Below are 11985 nucleotides of genomic sequence, written 5' to 3' on the forward strand. Positions count from 1 at the left end.
CCCCAGGCCGGCTGGTCATAACCGGCCCGGCCCTCCACTCACCGCGTGACCGCCGCCAGCAGGTTGCCCGCGATCATCAGGACGACACCGAGCCGGTGCACGGCGAAGCCGGTGCGGCGTGCCCGCATGATGTCACCGCTGCGGAAGCCGAGCAGGTACTGCCGCAGCCGCAGCAGTGAGGCGGGCAGCATCAGCGGCACGAACCACCAGGGAGCGATGCCCACCGCGCTCGCGGCGACGATCGTCAAGAACTCGGTCAGGGACAGGAGGCCGATGAAGCGGGCGTTGCCGCGCTCCGAGACCAGGGCGGCGACGGTGGGGCGGCCCACCGAGCGGTCGCCCTCGACGTCGTTGGTGTTGGAGTAGACCCCGAACATCAGCGGGCCGAACCCGAAGAGGACGGCCTGGATCAGGAGGAACCCGGTGGCCTGGCCGGTGACCATGCCGTAGGGCAGGATGACGAGGGCGAAGCCCAGGGCGACGAGATAGATCTCCTGGAAGCCGTGGTAGCTGAGCTTGACGCCGTAGGAGTACTGGAGAGTCACCACCCACAGGACGAGGAGCCCGATCGCGGTCCAGGCCGGGCGGTGCGGGGCGAGGACGGCGGTCACCCCGAACAGGAGGGCCGCCAGGACGGCGCTTGCCCAGGCGAAGCGCAGGGCTTCGGGCACGGTCAGCGCGCCGGCGACCAGTGGCTTGCGCTTCACGTTGCGCAGCGGGTGGTCGGGGCCGTAGTTGGTGAGGTCGCTGCCGTCGCGGAAGCCCGTGACGTCGTCGAAGGCGGTCATCGCCATGAGCAGGAAGACCTGCCCGACGAGGAACACGCCGAAGAGGGCGGCGGTGCGACCGGTGAGCGTGCCGGCGGGCAGCAGGACGGCGGACAGGGCGATGAAGGTACCCAGGTAGTAGTCGTAGACGTCCAGCTTGCCGAGCCGCGCGTAGGTCTTGAGCCTCCCGTCGGCACGAGGCGTCGGCGCGGGTCGCCCGGTGGGCGCGGTGGTCGTCGTGAGCGTGGAGTCGGTCATGTCGCCTCGGGGCTTGGGATGCTGTCTCGGGTGGTGTCGCGCGGCACGGCTGGAGTGCCGGCGGTGGGGATACGGAGGGGGCGGCGGCCTTGGACGGAGTAGAGGACGCCCGTCGCGGCGGCGAACTCCGGGGCACGCATCATCGAGCCGAGCCGGTCCAGTTCCGCAGGGGTGAAGCCGCTGTCGAGGAGCCGGGGCGCGAGGTGGGCGAGGTGGTGGAGCTGGAGGCCGAGCGCGGGCGTTCCGGGGGCGCGCACCAGGACGTGCGGCCGGATGCGGAGGTCGGTCAGGCCTGCCTCGCGCAGTGCGGCCGCCGCTCGGCGGCCCCAGGTGGGATCGCCGCCGCCCGCGCGCATCAGCGCCGCCTTGGCCGTGGTGAACCGCTCGTACAGACGGGCGTCTTCGGGAGAGGGCGCGAGGAGACACGGCTCGTGCCCGGCGTCGAACTCGTCGACCTGGAGGAGCCCGCCGGGCACGAGCGCGCCGATCAGCCGCCGTAGGACCGCCTGCCGCTCGGGCAGGTGCTGGAGGACCAGACGGGCGACGACGACGTCGTACGCGCTCTGGGGCAGCGGGTCCGTGACGACGTCGTGGGTGAGGACGGTCAGTCCGGACTCCGGCGCGATCCGGCCCGGCTTGATGTCGGTGGCGGTGACGGTGCCGCCGGGAGAGACCAGCCGGAGCAGGCCGCGCGAGACACTGCCCGCGCCGGCCCCGATCTCCAGGCAGTTCATGCCGGGGGCCACACCTGCCTCCCGGAGGTGACCGAGCGTCAGCGGGTCGAGCGCCCCTTCGAGGGACGCGTGGTGGTGGACGCTGTGCGGGCTGTCGTTGTCGAAGACGTAGCCGGGCGGGACGGTGGCGGCCGGGCGCGGCACGGGCGGGCTCCCGGTCATGTCCAGCGGCCGGTGCCGCAGGTTTCCGTGCTGCCCGTCAGCCGTTCGAGAAGGGCCGCGCGCCGGACCTTCCCGGTGCCGGTGCGCGGGACCTCGTCCCAGCCGACCACGACGGGTTCGGCGAGCGCCGGGAGGCCCTCCGCGGCCCGCTTCCAGCTCGCGGGGTCCAGCGTGCCGTCCTCCGTGACGACGACGGGCAGCGGGTCGGTGCCGGTCCGGGCGAGGACGACGCATTCCAGGGCCTCGGACAGCCGGTCCTCCAGCATGTCCTCGGCCTGCAGGCAGCTGAACCCGGGGAGGTGGTCGACCTCCCGGTCGAGGAGCCGGACGCTTCCGTCGCGGGCGATCGTCGCGATGTCCCCGGTGTTCCACCAGGAGCCGTGCCGCTTGGCCGTCCAGCGCTCCCGCTCACCCACGTAGTCAGGGGCGAGCGCTCGGGTGCGGCACAGGATCAGACCGGGGGTGCCGGTGGGCACCGGGCGGAAGGTGAGGGGGTCGACGGCCTTCAGACGGGTCTTCAGGGGGACGGGACGACCGAGGTCGCGCACGGTGGTCGCGGCGCCGTCGGCGGCCCTCGCGACGGAGCGGCGGGTGTGGAAGGCGAAGGTCAGCGGGCCGGTCTCGCTCTGGCCCCAGCCCTGCATCCACAGCGGTCGGCGCCGTGAACTGGCCTGGAGGTAGGAGCGGATGACCGGGGGGTGCACGGCGTCGTAGGTGCTGATGTAGGTCCGTACGTCCCGGAAGGGGTTGTCCAGGCGCCGGGTCAGCGGGCGCAGCCGCACGTAGCGGGACGGCAGCGCCTCGACGACGGTGGGCGGATGGGCGCGCAGCAGCAGGTCGGCCGTCTCGGGCCGCCCGCCGGAGGCGAGGGTGATGTGCCGGGGTGCGCGGGTGGGAGCGACGGCCGTCCAGCAGATGGTACGGCCGTGGGCGTAGGAGCTGGAGTTGAAGAGGCTGTCGTCGCGGCGCAGGCCGATGCGCGGCACCGGCAGGGTCTCGAATCGGGCGAGGTGGTGGACCAGGGTGCGAGTGGTGTGGGAGACCAGCTTCGGTACGCCGGTGGTGCCGCTGGTGTGGACGACGACCAGGGGGGCGTGGTCGTCGCGGGGGTGCGGTCCCGGGTCGGGGTGGCCGCTGAGATCGTCGAGGTGCACGGTGCCGGGCGGGAGGTCGCCGCCGGGGCCGAGGACGATGGTGGTGCGGGCCGTCCCCACGAGGTCCGTCGCCGGGTCGCGGGCGAGCACGTCGAGGTCGGTGACCAGGACGCGGGGGGCGCAGCGGTCCAGGAGGACGCGCAGGACCTCGGGCGCGAGGTGGTCGGAGAGTTTCACGGGGACGGCGCCGGTACGGACGGCGGCGCAGGCGATCAGGTCGTAGTCCCAGTGGTTCGCCTTGACGATCGCGACGCGCTCGCCGGGGCCGGCCCCGGCGGCGGCGAGCGCGCCGGCGGTCTCCTGGACCAGCAGGGCGAGTTCCGGGACGGTCCACTCGGTGGCGCCGGGGCCGGTCGGCGCCGGGGACAGGTCGAAGGGGCGGTCGAGGTGGAAGCGGGTGGGGGTGCCGGCGTCGGCGAGGTCGTCGAAGAGGACGCCAAGGTCGTGGGGGGTCATGCGACGGTCTCCTGCCGGACGGTGCGGCCCCGGCGCGGGGCGAGGTGGGCGAGGACGCGGGCGGCGGCGAGCGCCCCCGAACGGGCGGCGCCCTCGCTGGACGGCCGGGCGGCGACCCAGTCCCCGGCATACTCGACGGCGCGCGCCGGGCGGTGCAGGAACGGGGCGCGCAGCGCGAGGGCGTGGGGGGTGATTTCGGGCATGGCCTGCGGCCAGTGGTGCACATAGGTCGCGGTGAGGGCCGCGCCGAGTCCGGGTACGTAGCGTTCGGCGGCGACGGCGAGCCGGCGGCCTGCCTCCTCCTCGCCCGCCTCGACGAGTTCGGGGATGCGGCGCGGGGAGGCGAGCAGGCTGACCAGGCCCCGTCCGGCCGGGGCCCGGTCGGGGCACTTGAGGTGGTCCGCGATGACGCAGGACAGCAGCGCTTCCTCACACTCGGGGGTGAGGAGCGCGTAGGCGCCGCCGCGTGGAGCGAGCGGCCTGTCGAGGGCGCAGCTGACCTTGAGCATGGGCCGGTAGGTGGAGGCGGCCGGGTAGCCGATGGCGGCCGGGTCGGTGTCTCCGGTGAGCCGCAGCGCGATCGGGGCGGGGACGGCGAGGACCACCGCGCGGGCGGTGAGGGCGGCGCCGTCGACGGTGATCCGGGCGTGGCTGCCGTGGTCGGTGACCTCCTCGACCTCGTGGCCGTAACGCGTCTGGAGTCCTGCGGCCAGGCGGGTGGCGAGCAGGTCCATGCCGCCCCGGTAGGTGCGCCACGCGGAGACCGGCCCGACCGCGAGAAGCAGGCCGACCAGGGGCGCCGCGGCACTGCGTTCGGCGTCCCAGCCGAAGAAGGCGGCGGACAGCGGCTGGAACAGGTGGTCGGTGAGGTCGGGGTGGTAGCGGCGCGCGGCGGAGGCGACGGTTCCGGTGCCGAGCGGGGTGTCCTCGGGGTGGTCGTGGTCGAGGGCGGCGCGATGGCGTCCGCTCCAGGCGAGGAACCGGGCGAGTGAGGGCCGGGCGGCGGGCACGAGTCCGGCGCCGGTGAGTACGGCCCGGGGTTCGCCGACGCCGTTGTGGGGCCGTCCGTCGCGCCAGACGGCCATGGGGCGGCCGATGCGGGGTACGTCGTCGGGGGTGAGGCCGGCCCGGCGCACCAGCTGCCAGGTGGCGCGGTAGCCCTGGGCGGAGATCTGTTCGGCCCCGGTGTCGATGAGGTAGCCGTCGCGGCGGAGGGTGCGCATCCGGCCGCCGGGGGCGTCGGTGGCCTCGAAGACACACACCTCGTGGCCGTTGCGGCGCAGTTCGTGGGCGGCGGCGAGTCCGGCGAGTCCGGAGCCGACGACGGCGATGTCGAGATCAGGGGTCATGCGGGGGTACTCCGTGCGGGGGTGGGAATGGTGGCTCGGTCCGTTCGGGACGGTGCGGTCACCGGCGGGTGCGCAGGGCATGGGCGCGGACGGCGTCGGTGACGTGCTCGACCTGTGCGTCGGTGAGCCGGTGGTGGACGGGCAGGGACAGTTGCCGGCGGGCCGCGTCCCGGGCGTGCGGCCAGTCGGGGCCGGGCCGGTCGGCGGCGACGGGGGCGAAGGCTGCCTGGTCGGGCAGGGTCTTCGGGTAGTAGACGTGGGTGTCGACCCCTTCGGCGGACAGATGGTCGCGCAGGGCGTCCCGGTCGTCGGCGAGCAGGGTGTAGACGTAGTAGCAGCGGCCGTCGGTGCCCGGGGGCGGGGTGGTGATGCCGGGCAGGCCGGTGAGGTGTTCGGTGTAGTGGGTGGCGATCCGGGCCCGGCGGTCCAGGCGGGCGGCGAGGCCGGACAGCCGGTGCAGCTGGAAGGCGGCCTGGATCTCGTCGAAGCGGCTGTTGACACCGATGACGTGGTGCAGGCCGCGCCGGACGCCGTCCTGACCGTGGTTACGGAGCATCCGGACCCGGCGGCCGGTGTCCTCGTCCCGTGTGACGACGGCGCCGCCCTCGCCGGGCATCCCGAAGGACTTGACCTGGACGAAGGAGTACAGCCCGGCGTCCCCCCACAGTCCGGCGGGCGTTCCGTCGAGAACGGCGCCCTGGGCCACGGCGGAGTCCTCGACCAGGCGCAGCCCCCCGGCGGCGGCCAGGGCGGCGAAGCGGGGCATGTCCGCCATGACGGAGAACATGTGGGCCGGCATCAGCGCCTTGGTCCGCGGGGTGACCCGGGCCTGCGCGTCGACGGGGTCGAGGGTGAGCGTACGGGGGTCGATGTCGCCGAAGACGGGGACGGCGCCGGTGTGCAGGACGGCGGCGGCGAGCGGGGCGCAGCCGAAAGCGGGGACCACGACCTCGTCCCCGGGGCCGATGCCGAGAACGGTCAGGATGAGGTGCAGGGCGGAGGTGCCGCTGGAGCAGGCGACCACGTCGGCGGCGCCGAGCCGGTCGCGCAGGGCGTCCTCGAAACGGCGGGTGTGGTCGCCCAGGATGAACTTCTGGTCCGCGCCGGTACCGATCTCGTGCAGGAGCCGCAGGAAGGTGTCACGGTCCTCGTGGAAGAGGTCGGGCGGGAAGAAGGGGACTCGGTCGTCCGTGACGGCAGCGGGGTCCGTGCCTCGGTCGCTGGTCGTGGTCATGCGGGCACCTTCCCGGTGTGGAAGGCGCGGATGGCCGCGCAGACGCGGGCCACCTCCGCCTCGGTGAGGTCGGCGTACAGCGGCAGAGCCAGAGCGCGGCGGGAGGCGGCCTCGGCGACGGGGAAGTCACCGGGCCGGTGGCCGAGTTCCTCGAAGCAGGGCTGGAGGTGCAGGGGCCGGGGGTAGTACGTCTCGGTGCCGATGCCCCGGCCCTGGAGGTGGGCGGCGAGTTCGTCGCGCCGGTCGGTCTCGATCAGGTAGACGTAGAAGACCTCGTCGGGGGCGCCCGTGATCGCGGGCAGCCGGGTGATGCCGGGCGATCCCCGCAGCCCCTCGTCGTAACGGCGGGCCAGGACGGCCCGGTGGCGAATGTCCTCGTCGAGGACCGCCAGTTTGGCGAGCAGGACGGCTGCCTGGAGGTCGTCCATCTTGCTGTTGTGGCCGACGTGCAGCGTCTCGTTGGAGATGCCGGGGAAGTGGGCCAGGGTGCGTCCCGTCCGGCCGTGGTGCCGCAGCGCGGCCACGTGGTCGGCGAGGTCCGCGTCGTCGGTGAGGACGGCCCCGGCGTCGCCGAGCGCGCCGAGTGTCTTGCTCGGGAAGAACGACAGCACCCCGCCGAGTCCGTGCAGACCGGCGTGGATGCCGTTCTGCCGCATGCCGATGCCCTCGGCACTGTCCTCAAGGAGGGAAAGGCCGCGGTCGGCGGCGAAGGCGGAGAGCGCTGCCATGTCGGCCATCCGGGAGAAGAGGTGCACCGGCAGCATGAACCGGGCGACCTCCGCCGCCTCGGCCCCGATCCCGGCGGGGTGCATGGCGTACGTGTCCGGGTCGATGTCGGTGAAGACGGGCTGCCCGCCGGCCAGAACGACGGAGCTGGCGGTGGCGACGAAGGAGTACGCGGGGACCAGGACCCGGTCCCCGGGGCGCAGCCCGCACGCTTTCAGGAGCAGTACCAGAGCGTCGGTCCCGCTGTTCACACCGATCACGTGGCGGGCCCCGGTGTAGTGCGCGAGGGCCTTTTCCAGACAACCGACCTGGCGGGAATGCGAGAACTTGCCGTCGGCGAAAATCTCGTCCACTCCGGCCCGGAGATCCGGCCAGATCTTTTCGAACGTCTTCGCCTGGGTGAAAAAGGGAATACTGGATGGCGTCACGGAAGCAATTCTTCTCGGCCGGCGCTTCGCCGGCGTCAACTCGGGCCAGGACAAAGGGTCCGAGAGGGATGGCGGGCAGGTCGGTGCCCACCTTCTGGAAACCTGCCCAGCGAAACGTAACAGCAGGAAGAATGAAGTCACGAATCCTTAAAGGAGATTCATACTTTTCGGTGACGGCGCGTCTGATTTCCTTGACCGGCGTCGCGCGGTGCAGCGAGATTACTCGCTGCATCCCGCCCGAATCCCCGAATCGCCGAATGGAACAACCGTATGAAACAGCCCCTGATCGTCGGACTGGGCCGTTCCGGGGCCGGGTTGCACCTGCGGGCCCTGCGCACCGCCCGTGACCGCTCGCCGGACGTGTGGCGAGGGCCGGTCGTCGCCGTCGACCCACGGCCCGGGGAGCGGGCCCCGGTGCCGGACGGGGTCACCGTGGTGCCGTCGCTGGAACAGGCACGCGCCCTCCTGCCCCCCGGCCGTGCCGTGGTCCATGTCTGCACACCGCCCGCCACCCGGCTCGCCGTCCTCGCCGAACTGTGCGCCGCGGGCTACCGTGATCTGATCGTGGAGAAGCCGCTGGCCTCCGACGCCGGGGAACAGAGCGCCGTGACGGAACTCCACGCCCGCCACGGGCTGCGCCTCGCGGTGGTGGCGCACTGGCCCGCCTCCGCCCTGGCCGACCGCCTGCGCGAACTGATCGGCTCGGGCAGGCTGGGGCGGCTGCTGCGCATCGACGTCACCCAGCACAAACCGCGCTTCACCCGCTCGCTGCGCACCGACGACGGTCACCCCACGGCGTTCGACGTGGAGATGCCGCACTCCCTCGGCCTGGTCCTGTCACTCGCGGGCCCGGCCGAGACGACCGGTGCCCGGCTGACCGACCTGCGGATCGGAGAGACGGTGCGTCCCGGCCTGGGCTCCGCGCGACTCGAGCTGCTGCACGCGAACGGGGTGCGGACCCGTATCGTCTCCGACCTCACCGCGCCCGTACGAGAGCGCAGGGCCGCCCTCGTCTTCGAACACGGCACCGCCGTCGGCCACTTCGCACCGAGCGATGCCGACGATCACGTCCAGCTCGACGTCGACGGGCGGCGCGAGGTGTTCCGCGACGACGCGCTGACCGCGTTCCTGCTCCGGACCTACTCCCGGTTCCGCACCGTTCCGGCCGAGGACCCCTCCTGGGCGGTGGACTTCGCCCTGCACGCCGACGTGGTCCGGCTCCTGGACGCGGCCAAGCGGCGATGCGCGGACGACACCGCCGGCGCGCGCAACGAGGAGGCGTCCCGTGTCGCGGCCCGTTGACCTGACCGGCCGGATCACCGGCATCGGCGACGAGGCCGCCCCCGGCCTGGCAGGGCAGATCGCCGTCGCCCGGGAACTGGGCTGGTCCGCCCTGGAGTTGCGCACCCTGGACGGCACGGCGCTGGCCGACCTGTCCGCACCGGCCGTGCGGGACGCCGCCGGGCTGCTGCATGCGGCGGGCCTCGGCGTGGTCTGCCTCGATTCCCGGATCGGTAATTGGGCCCGCCCGGTCACCGGCCCCTTCTCCGCCGACCTGGAGGAGCTGGAGCGGCTCGCCGAACACGGCAGGGTTCTGGGCTGCCGCAGCCTGCGCGTCATGTCCTGGACCGGCGACGGGCTGCCCGAGGACGAGTGGGCGGCTCTGGCGATCGACCGGATGCGCCGCCTGGTCCGCCGCGCGGAGCGGCTCGGCGTCGAACTGCTCCACGAGAACTGCACGGGCTGGGCCGGCTCCGACGCCTCCCGGACACTCCGGATGCTGGCCGAGGTGGAGAGTCCGGCGCTGCGCGTCCTGTTCGACACCGGAAACGGGGTGCCGTACGGGTACGACGGCCACGCACTCCTCGAACGGCTGCTGCCGTACGTCGCCCACGTCCACGTCAAGGACGCGCTGCCCGGCGACCGGCCCGCCGAGGCCGTCTACACCCTGCCCGGCGAGGGCGTCGCCCGGGTCGCCGACTGCGTACGGCTGCTGGAGGAGCACGGCTACCGGGGCGCCTACTCCCTCGAACCCCATCTCGCGGTGGTCCCGCACGCGGGGCTGCGGGGCGAGGGCACCGACACGGCCGGCCCGTTCGTCCGGGCGGCCCGCCGCCTGGCCACCCTGCCCATCCCGCCCCTCCCCGCCCCGGCCGACACCGGCCCGGGCCTGCCCACACCCGCCCCGGCTCCTCCTTCTCTCCCCGCCCCCGCCGCCTCCCGGGTCCCCCCGCCGGCGCGGCCGCCCGTCGTCGACACCGGGCTGCTGCTGCACCTGCTGCACACGCCCACCGCGGGCCCCCTGGAGACCGGTCCCGACGCGCCCCACCTGCTGACGGCCGCCCTGCACGCCTACGCGACGGCGGCGGCCCGGCTCGGGTTCCGGACGGTACGCCTCGGCGCCCCGGCCCCCGCGACGGTGCTGCGCGACGACACCCCGCTGCCCGTACGGCGTGCCCTCGCCGCCGACCCGTCGTTCCTGGAACGCCAGCCGAGCCTGGTGCTGCGGCTGGGACCCGCGCTGCCCCGGGAGCGCACGCTGATGTTCAACGTGCACCTGGACACCGTCGCCGGCGGCGAACCCCCCACGTACGACGGGGCCCGGTTCACCGGCCGGGGAGCCGTGGACGCGAAGGGCCCGGCGGTGGCCCTGCTCGCCGGTGTCGCGGCCGCCGCCGCGACCTGCCCGGCGATCGGCCGGGGCGTCGCGGTGCTGGTACAGGCGGTGGCGGGCGAGGAGGGCGGGGCGCTCGGCACCTTTGGCACCCGGCCGCTCGTGGAGGCGGGATACGTGGGCCGGCTCAACGTGTTCTGCGAGCCGACGGGGCTGCGCCACCTGCCCCGCGCGACCGCCGCCGCCACCGCCCGCGTCACGGTCGACGGCGAGGACGCCGTCGACGACCGGCCCGGGGCCGGTCACAACGCCACCGTCCTGCTGGGCTTTCTCGCCCAGCACTTCGCCGCCGCCCTCGGCCCGGCCGCCTCCGGCGGGCCTTCGCCCACGGTCTGCGTGGCGGGGCTGCACACCGGCACGTCGCACAACAAGGTGTACGGCACCGGCAGTCTGCTGCTCAACCTGGCGTACTCCACCGCCACGGCCGGTGCTGCCGCCGAGCGCTCTCTCGTCCGGGCTCTCGATGAAGGGCTGCGGGAGTTCACCGCCCGCTTCTCCGGTACCCCCCTCTTCGCACGGACCGCGGCCGACGGGGCCCGGATCACCCGGCTGGAGTGGGAGAAGCGCGGTCTGCCCGCGCTCGGGCCCCAGCCGGCGTGGGGCGAGGAGCTGATGGCCCGGGCGGGCATCGCCCGGTGGCCGGACGACGAGCCGGGGTTCACCTGTGACGCGATCTGGCTGGACGGCGCGGCGGACACCTTCACCACGGTGTTCGGGCCGGGCTCGCTGGACGCCAACCGGGCTCACGCGGCGGGCGAGTTCGTCGATCTGGTCGACCTGGAGGCGTTCGCGGCCCGTATCGCCGCGCTGTCGACCGCCTTCGCCGATGACGTCCGGTACGGCGCGGCGGACCGCGCCTTACCGGTACCTACCGAGAGAGCAGGAACCGCATGACGTCCACGCTGCCCGACGGTGCCGCACCCCCGAGCACCGGCCCGGAGCCCGGCGACGGAAGGGAGGTGAGGGTCCCGTACGAGGCGCTGCTCGACGAGACCACCGCCTGTTTCGTCCGGCTCGGGGTCCCCGCGGCCCGGGCCCGACTCGCCGCCGAGGCGCTCTGCTACGGCGACCTGACCGGCATGGACTCGCACGGCGTGTTCAACCTGGGCCGGCTCTACCGGCCGCTGCTGGAGTCCGGCGGCGCCGACCCGGCCGCCGAACCGCACGTCCTGCGTGACCTGGGCGCCTGTGTGGTCCTGGACCACCGGCGGGCGCTGGGGCTGTGGGCCGCGTCGGAGGCGATGGACCTCGCGGTGGAGCGCGCGGCCCGCTGTGGCATCGGGCTCGTGTCGGTGCGGGGCGCCACCCACTTCGGCTGCGCGGGCGTCCACGCGCGGCGGGCCGCCGACCAGGGCATGATCGGGGTGGTGGCCTCCAACTGCGGCGGCCAGCGCATCGCCCGCCCGCCGCTCGGCGCCGCCGCCCTGCTGGGGACCAATCCGCTGAGCGTGGCGGCCCCGGCACTGGAGGGGCGCCCGTTCGTCCTGGACATGAGCACCACCGTCGTGCCCACCGGCCGGGTCCGTACGGCGGCCCGCGACGGGCGGGAGGCGCCCGAGGGCTGGCTCACCGACGACGCCGGGCGCCCGGTGCGGGACGCGGCCGCCTACGACCGGGGCGAAGCCTGGCTGGGCTGGCTCGGCGGCACCCCGGCGACCGGTGCCTTCAAGGGGTTCGGTCTTGGGCTCGCGGTGGAGCTGCTGGCCGCCGTGCTGCCCGGAGCGGCCACCGGTCCCGCCCCGGTGGCGCTGGAGGGGGACGGCAGGCCGGGCGGCAGCGACGACGACATCGGCTTCCTCGTCCTGGCGATCGCCCCCGGCGCGCTGCGTGACGGCTTCGACGAGGACGCCCGGGAGATGTTCGGCACGGTACTGGACTGTCCTCCGCTGCCCGGCCAGGGGCCGGTCCGCTACCCGGGCCACCCGGAGGCCGAACGCGCCGAGGAGCGGCGCGCGTCGGGCGTCCCGCTGTCCGTCCCGCTGCACGCCGAACTGACCGCTCTCGGCCTCCGGCTCCCGATCGCCCCGGAGAACCGATGACACC

Annotated in this window: 9 protein-coding genes; 3 read left to right on the forward strand and 6 right to left on the reverse strand. The window is 74.2% G+C overall.

The window, feature by feature from the left end; all coding sequences use genetic code 11:
* Positions 1 to 38: 38 nt before the first annotated feature.
* Genes ACFYV5_RS33480 through ACFYV5_RS33505 form a run of 6 tightly spaced genes read right to left on the reverse strand, consistent with a single transcriptional unit; the run spans position 39 to position 7268 of the window.
* Complete coding sequence (locus ACFYV5_RS33480) at positions 39 to 1025, reverse strand: UbiA family prenyltransferase (RefSeq protein ID WP_389174977.1); 987 nt, start codon at positions 1023 to 1025, stop codon at positions 39 to 41.
* Entirely contained in the window at positions 1022 to 1903 is an 882-nt protein-coding gene (locus tag ACFYV5_RS33485; RefSeq protein WP_389174980.1) for a class I SAM-dependent methyltransferase, read from the reverse strand. Before ACFYV5_RS33485 ends, ACFYV5_RS33480 begins: the two co-directional genes overlap by 4 nt.
* A gap of 14 nt (positions 1904 to 1917) precedes the next feature.
* On the reverse strand, positions 1918 to 3531 hold the full coding sequence (locus ACFYV5_RS33490; RefSeq protein ID WP_389174983.1) for an AMP-binding protein: 1614 nt from the start codon (positions 3529 to 3531) through the stop codon (positions 1918 to 1920).
* On the reverse strand, positions 3528 to 4880 hold the full coding sequence (locus tag ACFYV5_RS33495; RefSeq protein ID WP_389174986.1) for a protoporphyrinogen/coproporphyrinogen oxidase: 1353 nt from the start codon (positions 4878 to 4880) through the stop codon (positions 3528 to 3530). The genes ACFYV5_RS33490 and ACFYV5_RS33495 overlap by 4 nt, the downstream gene beginning before the upstream one ends.
* Before the next feature lie 58 nt (positions 4881 to 4938).
* Entirely contained in the window at positions 4939 to 6114 is a 1176-nt protein-coding gene (locus ACFYV5_RS33500; protein ID WP_389174989.1) for a DegT/DnrJ/EryC1/StrS family aminotransferase, read from the reverse strand.
* Positions 6111 to 7268 carry a DegT/DnrJ/EryC1/StrS family aminotransferase gene (locus ACFYV5_RS33505; protein ID WP_389174992.1) on the reverse strand — a complete coding sequence of 386 codons (1158 nt, stop codon included), beginning with the start codon at positions 7266 to 7268 and terminating at the stop codon, positions 6111 to 6113. The genes ACFYV5_RS33500 and ACFYV5_RS33505 overlap by 4 nt, the downstream gene beginning before the upstream one ends.
* A gap of 270 nt (positions 7269 to 7538) precedes the next feature.
* Between ACFYV5_RS33505 and ACFYV5_RS33510 the strand changes: the two genes are divergently transcribed.
* Genes ACFYV5_RS33510 through ACFYV5_RS33520 form a run of 3 tightly spaced genes read left to right on the forward strand, consistent with a single transcriptional unit; the run spans position 7539 to position 11981 of the window.
* Complete coding sequence (locus tag ACFYV5_RS33510; protein WP_389174995.1) at positions 7539 to 8570, forward strand: Gfo/Idh/MocA family protein; 1032 nt, start codon at positions 7539 to 7541, stop codon at positions 8568 to 8570.
* Positions 8554 to 10836 carry a M20/M25/M40 family metallo-hydrolase gene (locus ACFYV5_RS33515; RefSeq protein WP_389174999.1) on the forward strand — a complete coding sequence of 761 codons (2283 nt, stop codon included), beginning with the start codon at positions 8554 to 8556 and terminating at the stop codon, positions 10834 to 10836. Before ACFYV5_RS33510 ends, ACFYV5_RS33515 begins: the two co-directional genes overlap by 17 nt.
* Positions 10833 to 11981: an Ldh family oxidoreductase gene (locus ACFYV5_RS33520; protein WP_389175002.1), complete on the forward strand. Its 1149-nt coding sequence runs from the start codon at positions 10833 to 10835 to the stop codon at positions 11979 to 11981. The genes ACFYV5_RS33515 and ACFYV5_RS33520 overlap by 4 nt, the downstream gene beginning before the upstream one ends.
* Positions 11982 to 11985: the final 4 nt, after the last annotated feature.

The sequence above is a fragment of the Streptomyces sp. NPDC003035 genome, assembly GCF_042888285.1.
In the GTDB taxonomy this organism is placed as follows: Bacteria; Actinomycetota; Actinomycetes; order Streptomycetales; family Streptomycetaceae; genus Streptomyces.